Source organism: Stenotrophomonas sp. Ste86 (assembly GCF_024519465.1).
Taxonomy (GTDB): domain Bacteria; phylum Pseudomonadota; class Gammaproteobacteria; order Xanthomonadales; family Xanthomonadaceae; genus Stenotrophomonas.
The window spans coordinates 65613-85335 of the sequence record NZ_JALJRW010000009.1; the positions used below are offsets into that span (position 1 = coordinate 65613).

14 protein-coding genes and 1 riboswitch are annotated in these 19723 nt (G+C 66.9%); of the genes, 5 read left to right on the forward strand and 9 right to left on the reverse strand.

What is annotated here, in order from left to right:
- Positions 1 to 194: 194 nt before the first annotated feature.
- Entirely contained in the window at positions 195 to 2189 is a 1995-nt protein-coding gene (locus NR101_RS10330) for a M2 family metallopeptidase (protein WP_256775771.1), read from the forward strand.
- A 208-nt stretch (positions 2190 to 2397) separates the two neighbouring features.
- Here the strand turns inward: NR101_RS10330 and NR101_RS10335 are convergent, their stop codons facing one another.
- On the reverse strand, positions 2398 to 2790 hold the full coding sequence (locus tag NR101_RS10335) for a hypothetical protein (protein ID WP_256775772.1): 393 nt from the start codon (positions 2788 to 2790) through the stop codon (positions 2398 to 2400).
- A 225-nt stretch (positions 2791 to 3015) separates the two neighbouring features.
- Positions 3016 to 4239, reverse strand: a complete 1224-nt coding sequence (locus NR101_RS10340) for a multidrug effflux MFS transporter (RefSeq protein WP_256775773.1) — start codon at positions 4237 to 4239, stop codon at positions 3016 to 3018.
- Between the two features lie 279 nt (positions 4240 to 4518).
- A riboswitch (glycine riboswitch) is annotated at positions 4519 to 4621 on the forward strand.
- A gap of 89 nt (positions 4622 to 4710) precedes the next feature.
- Between NR101_RS10340 and gcvP the strand changes: the two genes are divergently transcribed.
- Positions 4711 to 7590, forward strand: coding sequence for an aminomethyl-transferring glycine dehydrogenase (gene gcvP / locus NR101_RS10345; protein WP_256775774.1), 2880 nt, complete (start codon positions 4711 to 4713; stop codon positions 7588 to 7590).
- A gap of 230 nt (positions 7591 to 7820) precedes the next feature.
- Here gcvP and NR101_RS10350 read toward each other — a convergent pair whose 3' ends face one another.
- Positions 7821 to 9215: an amino acid permease gene (locus tag NR101_RS10350; RefSeq protein WP_256775775.1), complete on the reverse strand. Its 1395-nt coding sequence runs from the start codon at positions 9213 to 9215 to the stop codon at positions 7821 to 7823.
- 81 nt (positions 9216 to 9296) lie between these two features.
- A complete protein-coding gene (locus NR101_RS10355) occupies positions 9297 to 10007 on the reverse strand; it encodes an AraC family transcriptional regulator (protein WP_256775776.1) in 711 nt (236 codons plus the stop codon).
- Between the two features lie 168 nt (positions 10008 to 10175).
- Between NR101_RS10355 and NR101_RS10360 the strand changes: the two genes are divergently transcribed.
- Entirely contained in the window at positions 10176 to 12263 is a 2088-nt protein-coding gene (locus NR101_RS10360; protein WP_256775777.1) for a catalase, read from the forward strand.
- Between the two features lie 30 nt (positions 12264 to 12293).
- A complete protein-coding gene (locus NR101_RS10365) occupies positions 12294 to 12911 on the forward strand; it encodes a HupB (protein WP_256775778.1) in 618 nt (205 codons plus the stop codon).
- A 78-nt stretch (positions 12912 to 12989) separates the two neighbouring features.
- On the opposite strand, the gene NR101_RS10370 is transcribed toward NR101_RS10365, so the two are convergent.
- Complete coding sequence (locus NR101_RS10370) at positions 12990 to 13802, reverse strand: hypothetical protein (protein ID WP_256775779.1); 813 nt, start codon at positions 13800 to 13802, stop codon at positions 12990 to 12992.
- Between the two features lie 218 nt (positions 13803 to 14020).
- On the opposite strand from NR101_RS10370, the gene NR101_RS10375 reads away from it, so the two are divergent.
- The gene (locus NR101_RS10375; RefSeq protein ID WP_256775780.1) at positions 14021 to 14566 is read left to right on the forward strand and encodes a hypothetical protein; all 546 of its coding nucleotides are present in this window, start codon (positions 14021 to 14023) and stop codon (positions 14564 to 14566) included.
- Between the two features lie 108 nt (positions 14567 to 14674).
- Here the strand turns inward: NR101_RS10375 and NR101_RS10380 are convergent, their stop codons facing one another.
- The 4 genes from NR101_RS10380 to NR101_RS10395 form a co-directional block, all read right to left on the reverse strand.
- Positions 14675 to 16801, reverse strand: coding sequence for a methyl-accepting chemotaxis protein (locus tag NR101_RS10380; RefSeq protein WP_256775781.1), 2127 nt, complete (start codon positions 16799 to 16801; stop codon positions 14675 to 14677).
- Between the two features lie 146 nt (positions 16802 to 16947).
- On the reverse strand, positions 16948 to 17361 hold the full coding sequence (locus NR101_RS10385) for a hypothetical protein (protein ID WP_256775782.1): 414 nt from the start codon (positions 17359 to 17361) through the stop codon (positions 16948 to 16950).
- Entirely contained in the window at positions 17324 to 17923 is a 600-nt protein-coding gene (locus tag NR101_RS10390) for a transcriptional regulator (protein ID WP_256775783.1), read from the reverse strand. The genes NR101_RS10385 and NR101_RS10390 overlap by 38 nt, the downstream gene beginning before the upstream one ends.
- Before the next feature lie 219 nt (positions 17924 to 18142).
- Positions 18143 to 19435 (reverse strand): adenylosuccinate synthase, encoded by a 1293-nt coding sequence (locus NR101_RS10395; RefSeq protein WP_038686937.1) that lies wholly within the window; start codon positions 19433 to 19435, stop codon positions 18143 to 18145.
- Between the last annotated feature and the right edge of the window lie 288 nt (positions 19436 to 19723).

The window sequence follows — 19723 nt, forward strand, 5'->3', positions numbered from 1 at the left end:
CAAAGACGCCCTGCCTGCGAGTTGGTCTTGCGCCGTTGTTTCTCCATGCGCACCGACCCGCACCCCGTAATACGGACGCCACGCCGTCGACGTTGACGCTACCCGGTCGACCGGGACCGTGCTGCCCTGCCCCTTGCGGTGCGCCCGGTGCTTCACTAGCCTTCGCCGGTCTGTCACCACCCAAGGATGTCCCCGTGAACCACCGCCCGCTCCTGCTGGCCCTGGCTGTCGGCGCTGCCGCACTGACCCTGGCGGCCTGCCAGAAGGAACCCACCCCGGCTGACGCCCCCGCGGCGACCAGCGCCAAGCCGGGCGAGACCGCCGACCAGTTCATTGCCCGCGTCAACGCCGAGTACAAGGCCATGTACCCGGAAATGACCTCCGCCCAGTGGCTGTCTTCGACCTACATCAACGAAGATTCCGAACGCGTGGCGGCCAAGGCCAACGAGCGCTGGCTCACCGTCCTCAACGGCTGGATCACCCAGGCCGCCAGGTACGACGGCCAGCCCATGAGCGAAGACACCAAGCGCCAGATCCACCTGCTCAAGCTCATGACCTCCATGCCTGCCCCGCGCGACCCGGCCAAGCTGTCCGAGCTCACCCGCATCGCCAGCCGCATGGAAGGCGCCTACGGCTCGGGCAAGTACTGCACCGACGATGCCAACCCGCAGAGCTGCCGCCAGCTCGGCGACCTGGAACAGGTCCTTGCGCGCAGCCGCGACTACGACAAGCAGCTCGACGCCTGGCAGGGCTGGCACGCCACCACCAAGCCGATGCGGGCCGACTACCAGCGCTTCGTCGGCCTGGTCAACGAAGGCGCCAAGGAAATGGGCTTCGCCGATGCCGGCCAGATGTGGCGCAGCGGCTATGACATGCCACCGGAGCAGATCGGCCCGGAAACCGACCGCCTGTGGGAACAGGTCAAGCCGATGTACGAGCAGCTGCACTGCTACGCACGTACCAAGCTCGATGCCACCTACGGCAAGGACAAGGCCGAGACCGGGGGCGGCATGATCGCCGCCCACCTGCTCGGCAACATGTGGCAGCAGGACTGGTCCAACCTGTGGGACCAGCTGGAACCGTACCCCGGCGCCGGCAGCCTGGACATCACCGCCGCGCTGGAAAAGCAGTACCAGGCCAACCTGAGCGGCGCGCTGGCCAAGGCCGGCAGCGGTGCCAACGTGGAGGCGCTGTACAAGGCCCAGCGTGAGGCCGAACTGCGCACCGCCAAGCAGATGACCGAACGTGCGCAGGACTTCTACGTCTCGCTGGGCATGCCGGCACTGCCGAAGTCGTACTGGGACAAGACCCAGTTCATCAAGCCGCTGGACCGCGACGTGGTCTGCCACGCCAGCGCGTGGGACATGAACATGGACGGCGATGTGCGCACCAAGATGTGCATCAAGCCGACCGAAGAAAACTTCACCACCATCTACCATGAGCTGGGCCACATCTATTACGACCTGGCCTACAACCCGCTGCCGCCGCTGTTCCAGGGCGGTGCCAACGATGGCTTCCACGAAGCGATCGGCGACACCATCGTGCTGGCGATGACCCCGCAATACCTCAACTCCATCGGCCTGGTCGACAAGCCGCAGGAAAGCCGCGAAGCGACCATCAACGCGCAGATGCGCATGGCCCTCAGCGGCGTGTCGTTCCTGCCGTTCGGGCTGATGATCGACCGCTGGCGCTGGGGCGTGTTCGATGGTTCGATCACGCCGGACCATTACAACCAGGCCTGGTGGGACCTCAAGGCCAAGTACCAGGGCGTGGCCCCGGTCGGGGCGCGCGGTGAGGAGTTCTTCGATCCGGGTGCCAAGTACCACGTGCCGGGCAACACGCCGTACACGCGCTACTTCCTGGCGCGCATCCTGCAGTTCCAGTTCTACAAGGGCCTGTGCGATGCCTCCGGCTACAAGGGCCCGCTGCACCAGTGCAGCTTCTACGGCAACAAGGAAGCCGGGCAGAAGTTCTGGGCGATGCTGAGCAAGGGTGCCAGCCAGCCGTGGCAGGCCACGCTGCGCGAGATCACCGGCGGCGACAAGCTCGATGCCGGCCCGATGATCGAGTACTTCACCCCGGTCAACGAGTGGCTAAAGCAGCAGAATCAGGGCCAGATGTGTGGCTGGCAGGCCGCGGGCGCCACCGCGGCGGCCAAGCCGGCAACGGCAGCCCCTGTGGCACGCTGACCGTCCGCGCACGTCGATGAACGAAAAAGCCGGCCCGTGGGCCGGCTTTTTTTGTGGTCGGTAGTGCCGAGCCATGCTCGGCAAACGCGCGGCGCGCGTCGGGTGTTATCGGCGTCGGTGCGAAAGGCAGCCACGCATGGCGTGGCTCTACCCGGACGAAAGGTTGCATTGTGGGAATGACGAGGCCGCGGGGATCCGAACGCCGCGCTCAGGAATGCGCAGGACGCTTCAGGCTGGCGGCAAGTTCCACCTTGAACTGCTCGAAATCCCTGCCGTCGGCCGTCGCCTCGGCATGCGCGGCATCCTTCAGGGCGTCCGAGTAGACCAGGCGTACCGGCGTGCCTTGGCGCTCGTGCAGTTCGGCGGCCTGCATGATCAGCGCCAGCACGCGCGCCGCGCTCGGGGTCTGGCCGGCGATGCGGCCATCCATGCCCAGTACCCACTCGCCGTCGCGGCGGACGATGCCGGCCAGCAGCGTGCGCTGCTGGTCACGCAGCTCGGCATGCGGCTCCACCGGCGGGGTGGCGGCCTGCTCGCGGTTGGCAGCCTGGGTTTCGCGGCGCCGGCGGATGTCGCGGCGCAGTTTGGAGGTGGTCGACATCTGGAACGTCCGGACTGCATCAAAGCGCAAAGGATACCGCACGGGCCCGGCCGGGCCCGTTGAGGGCCGCCGCCCGGCTCGGTCCCGCACCTTGCCGTGGCGCCGATAGCCCATGACGGTGATGGCCTGCCGATCGATGCCGCAGCCCTCGACCAGGTGCCGCCGGATCGCCAGCACCACGCCGGCCACGCCCGCGTCGCCCGCCATCGTAGCGTGCGCGTGCGCTTATTCGATCGGCGTCAGCACGTCACGGCGGCGCTCGCAGTGCCGCTCCCAGTACCAGAAGCTGCCACCGATGGCGAAGAAGCCCGCGTAGCCCAAGGCCAGGTGCAGCGGGCTGCTGCTGAGCATCGGCGAAACCACGCCGGCCACCACGGTGTTGATCATCAGCTGGATGAACATCTGCATCGAGGAGGCCAGGCCGCGCTGATGCGGGTACATGTCCAGCACGGCGAGCGCCAGGATCGGGAAGATCAAGGCCATGCCGACGCCGCCCAGGAAAATCGGCATCACCGCCCACGGCAGCGCGATCTGCGGTACCGATACCACGTAGCCCACGTTCAGCAGCGCCGAGACGGCGCACAACGCAAACCCGATCGCGATCTGCCGCTGCGCCACGATCCGCCCAGCCATGCGCCCGGACAGGAACGAGCCCACGGTCATGCCGCCGATGGTGGGGATGAACAACCAGGCAAAGCCGCCCTCGCCCAGCTTGAGGTGTTGCATCACAAACACCGGTGCCGAGGCGATGTACAGGAAGATGCCGGAGAAATTGAACGCGCCTGCCGCGGCCAGGCGCAGCAGGCGCGGGTTGGAGCCCATCCGCACATAGCTGCGCAGCAGTTCGCGCATCGACAGCGGCGTGCGCGCTTGGACCGGGTGGGTTTCCGGCAGCCATTTGCCGGTGGCCAGCAGCAGCACCACGCCGAACAGCACCAGGAACCAGAAGATCAGCGGCCAGTCGCCGCCGCCGAGCAGGATCCAGCCGCCGATGATCGGCGCGATGGCCGGGGCGACGCCGAAGATCATCGACACCTGGCTCATCAGACGCTGCGCGTCGGCACCGTGGTACAGATCGCGGATCACTGCGCGGCCGACGATCACCCCGACCCCGGCGGTGACGCCCTGCAGCGCGCGGAACACCAGCAGCGTGGTCATGTCGCGCGACAGCGCGCAGCCGATCGAGGCGCCGATGAACAGCACCAGCCCGCCGATGATCACCCGCTTGCGTCCGAACGCATCGGACAACGGGCCGTGCGCCAGGCTCATCAGGCCGTAGAACAGCAGGTACACGCTGATGGTCTGCTGCACGGCCACCTGGTCGACCTGCATGCGGTCGCCGAGCAGCAGGAAGGCCGGGAAAATGGTATCGATCGAGAACGGACCGAACATCGCCAGGCCTGCGAGCAGCAGGGCAAGGCGGCGGTTCGAGGGTGAGGCGGGCGTCATGCGGTCTTCCGTCTGGGCCGTGCGCACTGCACGGCGGGCGCAAGCCCGGAACGGGCGGCACCAGATGAATACGAGGGTCCGATGATGATAGGCCTTTGTACCGCCGGGCACCATCGCCGGAGGCCCGAGAGGGGCGCCCATACCACCCCGTATTCATGTGCCATGGGGACGCAGCTGAGAAAGCCGCTGGGCTATAATTGGCGGGCACCATGGTGGGAGAAGCGGACACCCGCTGCCGAAGGCGCAACGCCCGTAATCGCTCAGGCCCGATACCACCCGTACCAAAACTCTGGAGAGACCGGCCCATTGCCGGCGCCGAAGGGGCACGAAGCACGCAGACGCGCGCTTTTAAACTCTCAGGCAAAAGGACAGAGGGGCACCCAGGAAGACCGCAAGGTCCGGTGGATCGCTGTCGCCCGCGACGCGCCCTGGCCCCGGCTGCCTTCCGAACGTGCGTGCCCACTCTTCGAGATGCCAGCCATGTCCCAGAACACTCCTTCCCTGCGCGAGCTTGAACACAGCCACGCGTTCGTCGAACGCCACATCGGCCCCAACGACGCTGAAATCGCGCAGATGCTCGACGTGGTCGGCCACGCCTCGCTGGACGCGCTGACCGATGCGATCGTCCCGGCCGGGATCAAGTCGCCGGCCCCGCTGGACCTGCCCGAGTCGCTGACCGAAGTGCAGGCGCTGGCCAAGATCCGCGCCATCGCCGACAAGAACCAGGTGTTCCGCACCTTCATCGGCCAGGGCTACTACGGCACGCTGACCCCGAACGTCATCCTGCGCAACGTGCTGGAAAACCCGGCGTGGTACACCGCCTACACCCCGTACCAGGCCGAGATTTCGCAGGGCCGCATGGAAGCGCTGATCAACTTCCAGACCCTGTGCGCCGACCTGACCGGCATGGAGATCGCCAACGCCTCGCTGCTGGATGAAGCCACCGCCGCCGCTGAAGCGATGACCCTGGCCAAGCGTTCGGCCAAGTCCAAGTCCGACACCTTCTTCGTGCACGACGCCGTGCACCCGCAGACGCTGGAACTGCTGCGCACCCGCGCCGAGCCGATGGGCATCGTGCTGCGCGTGGGCACCCCGGCTGAGGCCTTGGAAGCGGAAGCCTACGGCGTGCTGCTGCAGTACCCGGACACCTTCGGCCATATCGGCGACTACAAGGCGCTGGCCGATGCCGTGCACGCCCGTGGCGGCCTGGTCGCGGTGGCGACCGACCTGCTCGCGCTGACCCTGATCGCCGCCCCCGGCGAATGGGGCGCGGACATCGTGGTCGGCAACTCGCAGCGTTTCGGCGTGCCGTTTGGTTTCGGTGGCCCGCATGCCGCCTTCATGGCCTGCCGCGACGCCTACAAGCGCTCGATGCCGGGCCGCCTGATCGGCGTCTCGGTGGATGCGCAGGGCAATGCCGCCTACCGCCTGACCCTGCAGACGCGCGAGCAGCATATCCGCCGTGAGAAGGCCACTTCCAACATCTGCACCGCGCAGGTGCTGCTGGCGGTAATGGCCTCGATGTATGCCGTGTACCACGGCCCGGAAGGTCTGACCCGCATCGCCCGCCGCACCCATCGCCTGGCCGCGATCCTGGCCAGCGCACTGCGCGCTGCCGGCGTCAATGTGGGCGAGCATTTCTTCGACACCCTGCATGTCAAGGACGTCGATGCCAAGGCGATCCACGCCAAGGCCGCGGCCGCACGCATCAACCTGCGTGCGATCGACAGCGATGCGGTCGGCATCAGCCTGGATGAAACCGCTACCCGTGCCGACATCGTCGCGCTCGGCCAGCTGTTCGGCGCCACCGTCGATGTGGACGCGCTGGACGCGGCCACCGCCGATGCGCTGCCGGCCGGTCTGGTGCGCACCAGCGCCTTCCTGACCCACCCGGTGTTCAACACCCACCACAGCGAGCACGAACTGCTGCGTTACCTGCGTTCGCTGGCGGACAAGGACCTGGCCATGGATCGCACCATGATCCCGCTGGGCAGCTGCACCATGAAGCTCAACGCCACCGCCGAGATGATCCCGGTGACCTGGCCGGAGTTCGCCAACATCCATCCGCTGGCCCCGGCCGACCAGGCCACCGGTTACAAGGAACTGATCGACGGACTGGAAGCGATGCTGGTGGAATGCACCGGCTACGACGCGGTCAGCCTGCAGCCGAACTCCGGCGCGCAGGGTGAATATGCCGGCCTGCTGGCGATCCGCGCCTACCACCGCTCGCGCGGTGAGGGCCATCGCGACGTCTGCCTGATCCCCGATTCCGCACACGGCACCAACCCGGCCTCGGCACAGATGTGCGGCATGAAGGTCGTGGTGACCAAGACCGATGCCAACGGCAACGTCGATCTGGACGACATCCGCGTCAACGCGGAGAAGTACAGCGACCGCCTGGCCGCGCTGATGATCACCTACCCGTCCACGCACGGCGTGTTCGAGGAAGAGGTGGTGGAGATCTGCGAAATCGTGCACAAGCACGGCGGCCAGGTGTACACCGACGGCGCCAACATGAACGCCCTGGTCGGCGTGGCCAAGCCCGGCAAGTGGGGCTCGGACGTGTCGCACCTGAACCTGCACAAGACCTTCTGCATTCCGCACGGCGGCGGCGGCCCGGGCGTGGGCCCGTGTGCGGTCAAGTCGCACCTGGCGCCGTTCCTGCCCAAGGTGCTGGGCGGCGAAGGCGATGTCGGCATGGTCAGCGCGGCCAGCTTCGGCAGCGCCTCGATCCTGCCGATCAGCTGGATGTACATCACCCTGATGGGCACCGCCGGCCTGCGCAAGGCCACCCAGGTCGCGCTGCTCAACGCCAACTACATCGCCAAGCGCCTGGCCCCGCACTTCAAGACCCTGTACACCGGCCGCAATGGCCTGGTGGCACATGAGTGCATCCTGGACGTGCGTCCGCTGGAGAAGACCTCCGGCATCGGCGCCGAGGACGTGGCCAAGCGCCTCATCGACTTCGGCTTCCACGCCCCGACGCTGAGCTTCCCGGTCGCCGGCACGCTGATGGTGGAACCGACCGAGAGCGAATCGCTGCACGAGCTGGACCGCTTCATCAACGCGATGATCCAGATCCGCGAGGAAATCGCCGCCATCGAAGACGGCCGCCTGGACCGCGAGGACAACCCGCTCAGGCACGCCCCGCACACCGCCACGGCGGTCTCGGCCAGCGAGTGGTCGCACGCCTACCCGCGCGAACTGGCGGCCTTCCCGCTGGCCAGCCTGCGCCAGCAGAAGTACTGGCCGCCGGTGGCGCGCGTGGACAACGTGTACGGCGACAAGAACGTGATGTGCGCCTGCATCCCGGTGGATGCGTACAAGGAAGACGAGGGCGTGGAGGTCTAAGCCTCCCTGCCCGGATGCAACGAAGAACGGCCCGCGCAAGCGGGCCGTTTTTGTTGGCGGTTGCTGGCCGTGAGCCGGCTCCCCCAAGACGCGTGATGCCTCCCGGTAGTGCCGGCCGCTGGCCGGCTCCCACGGATGCCGATTGGCATGGTGCAGAGCCGGCCAGCGGCCGGCACTACCGGTCAATCGGTCAATCGGTCAATCGGTCAACCGGTCAATCGATCAATCGATCAATCGGCCTGACGGCTGGCGCGCACGCGCCGCGCCACTTCGCTGCTGATCGCGATCACCGCGGTCAGTGCGGCCATCGACAGGAACTGCAGGCGGGTGTGCGATTCGGACAGCAGCAGGCCGAAGATCAGCGCCAGCACGCCCAGGCCGATCACGGTCAGATAGGGGTAGCCGGCCATGCGGAACGGCAGGCGGGTGCCATCGCGATTGGCGCGATGCCGCAGGATCAGCTGCGACAGCAGCGAGATCGTCCACACCAGCAGGCAGGTGGACCCCACGATGTTGAGCAGCACCGGCAGCACCCTGTCCGGAAACAGCAGCTCCATCACGGTGGCGGCAAAGCCGAACAGCACGCTGGCCAGCACCGCGATGATCGGCACCTGGCGCGGGTCGGCCCAGCCGAGCACGGCCGGTGCCTCCTGGCGCTGGGCCAGCGAATACATCATGCGTGAGGCGCCATAGAGGTTGGCATTGAGCGCCGACAGCAGCGCGATCACCGCGATCAGCGTGATCGCCGTGGCCGCACCGGGGATGTTGGCCACCTGCAGCACCGCGGCGAACGGCGACTTCAGCGCCTCGCTGGTCCACGGCACCACGGCGATGATCACGCTCAGCGAGCCGATGTAGAACACCAGGATGCGCCAGGCCACGGTACGGATGGCCCGCGCGATGCTGCGCTCGGGGTCTTCGGTTTCCGCTGCGGCCACCGCCACGATCTCGGTGCCCCCGAAAGCGAACACCACCACCAGCAGCGCCGCGCCCACGCCAGCCAGCCCCTTGGGCGCGAAGCCGCCATGCCCGGTGAAGTTGGACAGGCCCGGCGAGGCGACGTCCGGCAGCCAGCCCAGCAGCAGCGCGATGCCGATCAGGATGAAGGCGACGATCGCCACCACCTTGAGGATCGCGAACCAGAATTCGAACTCGCCGAAGTTCTTTACCCCGAGCAGGTTGATCGCGGTGAAGAACAGCATGAAGGCCAGCGCGGCCATCGGCACCGGCACCGCCGGCCAGACGGTGGCCAGCAGACCGGCCGCACCCACCGCCTCGGCCGCGATGACAATGACCAACTGCACCCACCACAGCCAGCCCACCGTGGCCCCGGCGGTGGCGCCCATGGCATCGGCGGCGTACACCGAAAACGCGCCGCTGGTCGGCTTGGCCGCGGCCATTTCGCCGAGCGCGTTCATCACGATGATCACCAGCGCACCGGCGACCAGATAAGACATCAGCACCGCCGGGCCGGCGGCCTGCACGCCCACGCCCGATCCAAGGAACAGGCCGGCGCCGATGGCGCTGCCCAGGCCCATCATGATCAGCTGGCGGGGTTTGAGCGCGTGGCCCAGTCGGGTGTCGGCAGGCGCGGTGGCAGGCGTCGGAGTCTGGGATGCGGGCATCGGAATCGCAGGCGGGCAACAGGTGCGACACGATACCCTGTCCAGCCGGCCGGCGGGATAGGCCACAAGGCCCGCCCCGGCTCAGGTTTCGGCGCGCTCGCCGATCTGCGCCCGGTAGCCGCGCGGGGACACCCCGACCTCGGCCTTGAACTTGCGGGTGAACGCGCTCTGGTCGGTGAAGCCGCAGGCCTGGCCGATGCTGGCGATGCTGTCCGGCCCGTGCAGCAGGTGCACCGCCATCTGGATGCGCAGGCGGGTCAGCACCTGCTGTGGGGTCATCTGGAACACCTTGCGGAAGGTACGCTCCAGTTTGGACAGCGAGAACCCGGTGATGTCCAGCAGGGTCTGCATGCGCACGTTCTCGGCGTAATGCGCGTTCAGATGCGCCAGCGCCAGCCGCAGCTGCTCGTACTGGGTGCCCAGGCTGTCTTTCTGACCCAGGTCGCGCGAGATGCCGATCAGGCCCCTGATCTGCCCGTCCACCAGCAGCGGGCGCTTGCAGGTCAGGCACCAACCCGGCTCGCGGTTGGCGAACAGATGCAGCTCCATCAGGTTTTCGATCACCTTGCCGGCCAGGACCTGCTCGTCCTGGGTGGCGTAGTCGGCGCCCAGCCCGGTCGGGTAGATCTCCGCGGCGGTACGCCCGATCACCTCCTTGCGCGACTTCAGCCCGAGCCGGCGCAGCATGGTCTGGTTGATGTGCGTATAGCGCCCGTCGCGGTCCTTCATGAAGAACAGCACGTCGGGGATCGCATCGAACAGGGCTTCGATGTCGGCAGGTTCAACGCGCATGCGAGGGCGGGCGGCAGGAGGACACGCCGCCAAGGATACGCGCCCTGCCGCGCCCACCCAACGCCGCATGTGAAGCGCGGGTGCATGCAGCGCCCGAATTGAGCACCGGCGATTAACGGCGGCCGCGCCAGTGTTGGGCATTGCCTTCCCGCCAGCCCGGAGCCACCCATGGCCGCCAGCAAGCCCCGCACCAAGAACACCCCTCCTCCCGCCGACAGCCGTGGCGAAGGCGACGAACTGCACCAGCACGCCGGTGGCGGCCATCCCGCGCTGACCACCAACCAGGGCATCCCGGTCGGCGACAACCAGAACTCGCTGCGCGCCACCCCGCGTGGGCCCACGCTGCTGGAAGACTTCATCCTGCGCGAGAAGATCACCCACTTCGACCATGAGCGCATCCCCGAGCGCATCGTGCACGCCCGTGGCAGTGCCGCGCACGGCTACTTCGAACTGACTCGTTCGCTGCAGGAATTCACCCGCGCGCGCGTGCTCACCGAGGTTGGCGTGCGTACGCCGGTGTTCACCCGTTTCTCGACCGTGGCCGGCGGTGCCGGATCCGTGGATACCCCGCGCGATGTGCGCGGCTTCGCCGTCAAGTTCTACACCCGCGAAGGCAACTGGGATCTGGTGGGCAACAACATCCCGGTGTTCTTCATCCAGGATGCGATCAAGTTCCCCGACCTGATCCACGCAGTGAAGATGGAACCGGACCGCGCCTTCCCGCAGGCGGCCAGCGCGCATGACACGTTCTGGGATTTCATCTCGCTGATGCCCGAGTCGATGCACATGATCATGTGGGCGATGAGCGACCGCGCGATTCCGCGCTCGCTGCGGATGATCGAGGGCTTCGGCATCCACAGCTTCCGCCTGCTCAACGAGGAAGGCGAATCGACCTTCGTCAAATTCCATTGGCGGCCGAAGCTGGGCATCCAGTCCACGGTGTGGGACGAGGCGGTCAAGCTGCAGGGTGCCGACAACGACTTCCACCGTCGCGACCTCTTCGAAGCGATCACCGCCGGCGATTTCCCCGAATGGGAGCTGGCGGTGCAGCTGTTCAGCGAGGAAGACGCCGAGGCTTTCCCGTTCGATCACCTGGACCCGACCAAGATCATCCCCGAGTCGCTGGTGCCGCTGACGGTGATCGGGCGGATGGTGCTGGACCGCTGGCCGGACAACTTCTTCGCCGAGACCGAGCAGGTGGCCTACTGCCCCGCCAACGTGCCACCGGGGATCGACTTCAGCAACGATCCGCTGCTGCAGGGGCGCCTGTTCTCCTACCTGGATACCCAGCTCAGTCGCCTGGGCGGGCCCAACTTCCACCAGATCCCGGTCAATGCGCCCAAGTGCCCGTTCGCCAACCATCAGCGCGATGGGCACATGCAGATGGGCATCCCGAAGGGGCGCGTCGCCTACGACCCGAGTTCGCTGCAGGATGACAGCCCGCGCGAAGTAGTCGATGGTTTCCCCAGCCACGCCACCGCGCCCGATGACGGGGTGAAGGGGCGCGTGCGGGCTGAGAGCTTCGCCGATCACTACAGCCAGGCGCGCATGTTCTTCCGCAGCCTGGAAGCACCCGAGCAGGCGCATCTGGCGTCGGCGCTGGTGTTCGAGCTGTCCAAGGTGGAAACGGTCAAGGTGCGCGAGCGCACGGTGAGCCACCTGCGCAACATCGACGAGTCGCTGGCCAAACGCGTGGCCGCGGGACTTGCGATGCCGGCCCTGCCCGAGCCTGCGCCGACGGCCACGCCTGCCCAGGATTTCCCGAAGGCGCAGGAAGTGCGCGTGATCGGCCGCACCAAGGACCTGCTCAAGGGCCGCTGCATCGGCATCCTGTTCGACGAGGGGTCCGATGCAGGCTTGATCAGCAACCTGCGCAAGGCTGCCGACAAGGCCGGTGCCAAGGTCAAGCTGGTCGCGCCGAAGATCGGCGGCGGCAAACTCAGCGACGGCAAGGTGCTTGCCGCAGATGGGCAGCTCGCCGGTACGCCGTCGGTGGTGTTCGATGCGGTGGCCGTGGTGCTCAGCAACGAGGCGGCCAAGCGCCTGCAGAAGGAATCGGCAGCGGTGGATTTCGTGGCCGACGCCTGGGCCCACCTGAAGGCGATTGCCGCCGATGAGGGCGCGCAGGCGCTGCTCAAGGCCGCGCGCGTGGGCAACGATGCGGGCGTGGTGGAAGCCGAGGACGCCAAGGGCTTCCTTGCGGCGGCGGCGACGCGGCAGTGGGCGCGGGAGCCGAAGGTGCGCACGCTGGCTTGATCCTCTTCCATCCCCACAGGAGACATCCCCATGCCGCGTGGTGACAAATCCAGCTACACCGACAAGCAGAAGCGCCAGGCCGAGCACATCGAAGAAAGCGAGAAGGAACACGGCCGCGGCGAGGACGCGGCCGAGCGCATCGCCTGGGCCACCGTCAACAAGCAGGATGGGGGTGGCAAGAAGCGCGCGCCGGTCAAAAAGGCAACCACGACATCGTCTGCGAAGACAGCGACTCGGAAGGCAGCCAAGACGTCGACCGCCTCGAAGGTTGCGAAAAAGGTAGCGGTGAAGAAGACCGCCGCCGGCAGAAGCGTAGCGAAAAAGGCATCGACGTCGGCGACGAAAACTACGACGACATCAGCGAAGAAGACGACGACGAAGACGGCGGCAAAGAAGGCAACGAAGGCAACGAAGAAGACTGCAACGACGTCGGCCACAACGAAGACGGCCGCGAAGAAGACAGCTGCCGGCAAGACGGCGAAGAAATCGGCCGTAAAAAAGGCGGCGGCGAAGAAGGCCCCCGCGCGCAAAGCCACCAGCAAAGCCGCCACAAAGAAGACGGTGGCCAGCACGTCGACAAAAAAGGTCGCAACGAAAACCGCGCGCAGGAGCACCACGCGGACGCCTGCGAAAAAATCCGCCCGCTGAAGCGACAAAGGGATGCGGCAGCATCGCGCTGCCGCGTCTGTTGCAGGGCCGCCTTGCCCTGCCCCGCCGGGATCGTGCTCAGCGCGACGCGGGCGCCGGTTTCCCCGCTGGCGGTGCCTTGACCCGCACCGGCACCACCACCGACTGCATCCGCTTGATTGCCGAAATCGGCACCGCTTCGGCGCGGTGCTGTTGCGGCCACCACAGGAACACGAACGCGCTGCTGCTGCCCAGCAGCCGTGCATCACCGGCCAGCGGCGCGCTGTCGCCCGCCAGGTGCACCATGACCTTGCTGCCCTGCCCCGCGTCGCGGATGTTCTCGGCCTTGTTCATGGAGTAGATGGCCGCGCCCAGCGCCATGAAGCAGGCCACTGCGATGCACAGGCCGGTCAGCGGCCGCAGCCCGGAGATGTCCCAGCTGGTCAGCGGCGACTGCGAGAACAACATCCGCCATCCCCAGTGCCGCGCGCGCAGCGCCTCCACCTTGGCCGGGTTGCGCCGACGCACGGTGTCCGGCCAGCCAGCCACGATGGCCAGCGCGATGCCGCCGGCCAGGATCCCCGCATAGGCCGGATCGCGCAGGCCGGCCACCAGGAAGTCGCTGATCTGCAGGTAGTCCAGGATGGAGAGCTGGAAGCGCAGGTAGAAGAAGTAGCTCGACCACAGCCCGAGCAGCGACAGCAGCACGTAACCGGCGCTCACGATCAACGCCGGTTCCTGGCGCAGCAGCCGCCACAGCACCATCACCACCGAATCTTCATTGCCCTGCACCACCGGCAGGACCGACCAGTCGGTGGGCGCCGTCTCGGCCGGTACCGTCGGCTGGCCGGCACCCAGGTGCGCGATGGCCCGCACGTCGCCGTGGATGTCGCCCTGATCCCTGCTTTCCATGCGCCCCCCCCTGGTGAGCGCAGAGCATCGCCGAAATCGCGGCGGTGCGGAAGTCGGGGCCCGGGGTGTACGCGACCGCCCGGCAAGCCGCCGCGGTTGCGGGTCGGCCGATTCTCGAGGGCATCGGCGGTCGATGATCCACACAGGGTTGACGCCTTCCATGATGCATCGGCGATACTCGCCTCACGCCGCAGGACGCGGCGATTCAAGGAACGATCATGCGCAGCGCTTCGCTACTGGCCATGCTGGCCGTGTTGTTACCTGCAACCGCGATGGCCCAAAGCGGCTGGCGCGACGCCGATGGCACACCGGTGCCGCAGACCGAGGCGGCCCGTTCCGAAGGCGGCTTCGCCGCGTCGCTGGTGATCACCGACGATGCCGACTGGCAGCAGAAGTGGGAGACGCCACCGGAGCACACCCCTTCGCTGCGCGGTGCCGACAGCGTCGGCCTGGGGGGCGAACTGTACGTGCTCACCCTGCTGTCCAATCCGATGCTGGACGCGAAGGGCGACACCAACGTCGTCTGCGGTGTTGAAATCCAGCGTCCCGACGGCAGCTACGACGCGCAGCACCCGCAGACGCCCTGCTTCAAAACCCGGCTGCACACCGATCCGACCCTGGTGTACATGACGGGCATGGTGGTGAAAATGCGGGTCGAAGCCGGTGATCCGCCGGGCGTCTGGACCGTGCGGATGAAGGTCAAGGACATCAACCGCAACGTCGAGCTGCCGTTGCAGTCCACCTTCGAGGTGCGGGATCGCTGAGGCCCCGCATCGGCGTCGGGCCAGTTCCGCCGCCACGCGTTCGCCGCGGAGGCGACCCGGGATCCGGATGCAGCGGCGTCCTGCCGCCGCATCCCTCCGTCAGGTCGATCAGGCCGCGCGCCGCACCGCCACGCCCAGCGCACTGCCCTGCTCCAGCTTGAACACCGCCACCGATTCGATCAGCGCATGTGCCTGCTGTTCCAGCGCGCGGCTGGCTGCGGTGGCTTCTTCCACCAGTGCCGCGTTCTGCTGGGTCACCTGGTCCATCTGCACCACCACCTGGTTGACCTGCTCGATGCCGGCCGCCTGTTCCTTGGTGGCCGCGGCAATGTCGCTCATCAACTGATTGGTGCGCGAGCTGGCCTGGGTCAGGCGCGCGATCGCCGCCTCGGATTCCACGGTGACGCTCAGGCCGGTCTTGACCTTCTCGCTGGATGCGTCGATCAGGTCCTTGATCTCCTTGGCGGCAGTGCCGGCACGCTGTGCGAGCGTGCGCACTTCGCTGGCGACCACGGCGAAACCGCGACCGTTCTCGCCGGCGCGCGCCGCTTCGACCGCCGCATTCAAGGCCAGGATGTTGGTCTGGAAGGCGATGCCATCGATCACCGAGGAGATCTCGCCGATGCGCGCCGAGGAGGTGTCGATCTCGCTCATGACCTTGGCCATCTGCGCGATCGCCTGCTCGGTGGCACGTACCGCGGCACCGGCCGCGTGCGCTTCGTGGTCGGCCTGGTTGGCCAGTTCGGCGTTCTGGCGCACGGTGGAGGTCAGCTCTTCCATCGAGGCGGCCGCCTCTTCCAGGTTGGCGGCCTGCTGTTCGGTGCGGCGCGACAGATCGTTGTGGCCGGCGGCCAGTTCCTGCGCGGCGTCGTTGATGCTGCCGGCCGCGCCCTGGATCTGCTGGACGATGCCGGTCAGCTGGGCGGCGGTCACGTTGGCATCGTCGCGCATCTGCGCGAACACGCCTTCGTAATGACCGCTCATGCGCGAGGTCAGGTCACCGGTGGAGATGGCACGCAGCACCTGCGACAGGTCGGCGATGCTCGACTGCGAACTGGCCATCATGCCGTTGAGGTTGGCGACCATCGCGCGGAACTGGAACTGGAACGCAGCCTCATCACCGCGCACCGAGAAATCGCCGGCACGCGCGGCGCTGGCCAGCGTGTCGATCTGCGCGTTGATCGCCATCAGGCTGGCCTTGACCGTGGCCATGGTGCGGGTCAGCAGCGCCTTCTCGCCGGGGTAGCTGTCCAGGTCGCGGCGGAGGTCGCCGACGGCATAGTCGGCCATCACATCGACCATGTGCGACTGCACGGCCACGTGCGAGCCGACCAGTTCATTGGTGGCGCGCAGCATGCGGCCGTAGTCGCCCGGCAGTGCGTCGGCATCCATGCGGTAGCTGATCGCACCGGCTTCGTGCTGCTGTGCCATCTGCAGCTGGGCGGTGATCGCGGCCTGCACGTTCTGGCGCACGCTGCCCATCGCATGGCCGAGCAGGGTCAGCTCATCACGACCGCCGAGGCGGAAATCCTGCTCCAGCTCGCCCTTGGCCATCTGGTCGGCCAGCCGGACCGCACGCGCCAGCGGCCCGGTCAGGCTGCGGCCGATCAGGATCGAGGCGGCAATGCCCACCAGCAGCGCGACGCCGCCCAGAACCAGCAGCTGCAGCAACGTGCGCTCGCCCAGGCGGATCGCTTCGGCGGCGGCTTCGCGGCTTTCTTTTTCTTCATACGTGACGCCATCGGCGAGCGCCTTGTTCCAGCCGCTGGCCGCTTCCTGCACCGGGCCCAGGGTCAGCGCGACCGCGCCGGGAAAGTCGCCCTGCGCCATCAGTTCGCTGGTCTGCTTGTTCAACGGGCGCGCAGTGGCGCGCCTGGCGGCAATGGCCGCGCCCATCTGCTTGCCCTGCGCATCGCTCGGCAGCGCCTGGTAGGCGGTCCAGCTGGCCTCGTAACGCTTGACCAGCGCGGCGATGCGCGCCTCATCGGCCTCACGCTCCTGGCCCTGGCGGATCAGCATCTCCCGGCGCACGACCATCATCTGGTTGTTGGCGTCGAGCATCTCCGAGAGCAGGCGCACCTTGGCCACGCCCACCTCGACCACCTCCTGCATTGCGTGCTTCTGCACCGCGCTGCCGGTGGCACCGGTGGCGACCACGGCCGCAACCAGCAGCAACAACAGGCCAAAGCCCGTACCTAGACGCCAGACGACGCTGACGTTCCTCAACAAATCCATGACTGCATCCAAACGTGGGGGGTGCCGGGTTATCGGCCCACGCGGACATGTTCTTGATCACACAGCCTTAACGGAACGGCGGCGGTTCACGTTGGGGGGCGTTGCTGACGCGTACAACGCCAAGCGGGCCGTGGGCACGCGCGCCGTCAGCCGTCCAATCCTAATGCCAGGCGCACCTGGTCCCAGGCGATGATCAAATCCAGTACCAAGCGCTCACTAACGTCGAGTTCGCCCTCGTACTCGGCGATGTTGCGCTGCTGATGGCACTTGTCCAGCACACGCCATACCTCCGGCCCCAAGGCGAGCGTATGCGGGAGTAGCTGGAAGACGATGTAGCGTTGCGCCGGGCGAAAGCCATGCTGTCGCAGCGCGCTCAGGCACAGCGCATGGGCCGCGTTGTAGGCCAGGTCGAAGCGGCTCTCCAGAGAAAGCGATGCGTTACGCGCGTCGTGCAACCGGGCGAGTCCTGATCGCTGCAACCCTTCGATTTCCCGGCGATCAGGCGGTTCGGCACTGAGTGATTTACCCGGTCCGGCCAGATTGTGCAGCGCTGAGATCATCATGTTCTCCAATGATCCAGATCTTGGTCTGCTCCAGCACACGCATCAAGAAGGAATTTTTATCGTGAATCCGCGATGTAAATTCAGCGCTTGAATACAGGGTCGGATTTACGGGGCGACCCAGCTTCAGTTCGGTCCCATCCAACGCTTGCATCACATCGGCATAGCCGAGGGTATCGGACAGGATCATCAGATCGATGTCGCTGCGCGCGGTATCGGTGCGCTTGGCCATGGAGCCATAGACGAACGCGGCGGCGATCTTGTCCTGTAGCGGCAGCAATGCCTCGCGCAGCGGTGCGGCCAGGCCGATGGTCTTCTGCACGATCGCCACCAGTTCGTCATGGATCGGTGCCTCGCCGTTGGCCTGGTAGCGCTTCTGGTTACCCGATGCCCTGACGCTGACCAGCCCGGCAGCAGCCAGCTTGGCCAACTCCCGCTGTACCGCGCCGGATCCCGCGCCGATCGATGCAATCAGCTCCGAAACCCCGAATGCGCGATGCGGCTGTCCGAACAACATCCCCAGCACGCGTTGCTGGGTCTGGGTGAAAAGAGCGTCGGCCAAGCCAGGTGATCGGTTGGACGACAAGCGACTTGAGGGAGATTTTGTACCCATATTGGGTACGTTAATACCCATATTGGGTATTTGCAAGCGGTACGGGTTCCAGGCGCGTGGCACTGGAACATCGAAAAGCCCCGCTTTCGCGGGGCTTTTGGATGTTGCGTCAGGCGTGTCGGTGGGCGCTGCTGCCGAGCATGGCTCGGCACTACCACCGGCGCTGGTTCAGGCGAACGGGTCCTGCAGGACCATGGTGTGGTCGCGGTCCGGGCCGGTGGAGACGATGCTCACCGGGCAACCGGCCAGCTCTTCCAGCGCGCGCAGATAGGCGCGGGCGGCCGGCGGCAGGTCGTCCCAGTTGGTGATGCCGTGGGTGTTTTCGGTCCAGCCCGGGAACTCCAGGTACACCGGGGTGCACTCTTCCCAGCCCTGCGCGTCCAGCGGGGCGTATTCGGTGCGCTTGCCGCGGTATTCGTAGGCGATGCAGACCTTGAGCTTTTCCATGCCGTCGAGCACGTCCAGCTTGGTGATGCACAGGCCGCTGATGCCGTTGATGGCCACGGCGCGCTTGAGCGCGACGATGTCCATCCAGCCGCAGCGACGCGGACGGCCGGTCGAGGCGCCGTACTCGGCACCGCGGTCGCGGATGCCCTGGCCGACTTCATCGTCCAGTTCGGTCGGGAACGGACCGCCGCCGACGCGGGTGGCGTAGGCCTTGGCAATGCCCAGCACGTAGTCGATCGCATCGGCGCCCACGCCGGCACCGGCCAGTGCGCCGCCGACGGTGGTGTTGGAGCTGGTGACGTACGGGTAGGTGCCGTGGTCGATGTCCAGCAGCGCACCCTGGGCGCCTTCAAACAGCACGCGCTTACCCTGCTTGCGCAGGTCGTGCAGGATGCCGGCGACGTCGGATTTCATCGGCTCGACGTATTCGCCGAAGGCCAGTGCTTCGTCGTAGGTCTTCTGGAAGTCGACCGCGTCGGTCTTGAGGTAATTGGTCAGCACGAAGTTGTGGTAATCCAGCGCGGTGCGCAGGAGTTCTTCCAACTGGGCCGGGTAATGCAGGTCGGCGATGCGGATGCCGCGACGCGCCACCTTGTCTTCGTACGCCGGACCGATGCCACGGCCGGTGGTGCCGATCGCCTTGCCGCCGGCAGCGCGTTCGCGCGCCTGGTCCAGGGCGATGTGGTACGGCATGATCAGCGGCGCGGCCGGGGAGATCTTCAGGCGCGAGCGCACTTCCACGCCGGAGGTTTCCAGCTCGGCGATTTCCTTCTGCAGCGCGGCCGGGGAGATCACCACGCCGTTGCCGATCAGGCACAGCGCGTCGGCACGCAGGATGCCCGACGGGATCAGGTGCAGCACGGTCTTCTTGCCATTGATGACAAGCGTGTGGCCGGCATTGTGGCCGCCCTGGAAGCGCACGACGGCGCCGATTTCCTCGGTGAGCAGATCGACGATCTTGCCCTTGCCTTCATCGCCCCACTGGGCACCCAACACGACAACTGACTGACCCATGACGGGTAACTCCTTGCTTTTGTGCGGCCATCGGGGCCGCGGGTTTGGGACCATGGCCGGGCGCGGACCATCACGGGGTGGCGGGCTCCAACGGGGAGCGCGCCGGCAATGGGGTGCCCAGACACGGAAAAAGCCGGACGAGTGACTCTGAAACAGAGTGCCCGTCCGGCTTTTGTGCATTATCCGGGTTTCCGGTGGGGGTTGCCACCCCGGGGGCCGGCGGACTTCACCGGCCGGTCAGAACCGCCGCATGGGTGGTGCCGGCCGCTGGCCGGCTCCAGGCCATCC

Excerpts from the sequence above, each read along its gene's own strand:
- NR101_RS10385 (WP_256775782.1), bottom strand. The coding sequence starts at position 17,361 with ATGATCTCAGCGCTGCACAATCTGGCCGGACCGGGTAAATCACTCAGT.
- NR101_RS10335 (WP_256775772.1), bottom strand. The coding sequence starts at position 2,790 with ATGTCGACCACCTCCAAACTGCGCCGCGACATCCGCCGGCGCCGCGAA.
- NR101_RS10380 (WP_256775781.1), bottom strand. The coding sequence starts at position 16,801 with ATGGATTTGTTGAGGAACGTCAGCGTCGTCTGGCGTCTAGGTACGGGC.
- NR101_RS10370 (WP_256775779.1), bottom strand. The coding sequence starts at position 13,802 with ATGGAAAGCAGGGATCAGGGCGACATCCACGGCGACGTGCGGGCCATC.
- NR101_RS10360 (WP_256775777.1), top strand. The coding sequence starts at position 10,176 with ATGGCCGCCAGCAAGCCCCGCACCAAGAACACCCCTCCTCCCGCCGAC.
- NR101_RS10340 (WP_256775773.1), bottom strand. The coding sequence starts at position 4,239 with ATGACGCCCGCCTCACCCTCGAACCGCCGCCTTGCCCTGCTGCTCGCA.
- NR101_RS10375 (WP_256775780.1), top strand. The coding sequence starts at position 14,021 with ATGCGCAGCGCTTCGCTACTGGCCATGCTGGCCGTGTTGTTACCTGCA.
- gcvP (WP_256775774.1), top strand. The coding sequence starts at position 4,711 with ATGCCAGCCATGTCCCAGAACACTCCTTCCCTGCGCGAGCTTGAACAC.
- NR101_RS10355 (WP_256775776.1), bottom strand. The coding sequence starts at position 10,007 with ATGCGCGTTGAACCTGCCGACATCGAAGCCCTGTTCGATGCGATCCCC.
- NR101_RS10365 (WP_256775778.1), top strand. The coding sequence starts at position 12,294 with ATGCCGCGTGGTGACAAATCCAGCTACACCGACAAGCAGAAGCGCCAG.
- NR101_RS10350 (WP_256775775.1), bottom strand. The coding sequence starts at position 9,215 with ATGCCCGCATCCCAGACTCCGACGCCTGCCACCGCGCCTGCCGACACC.
- NR101_RS10395 (WP_038686937.1), bottom strand. The coding sequence starts at position 19,435 with ATGGGTCAGTCAGTTGTCGTGTTGGGTGCCCAGTGGGGCGATGAAGGC.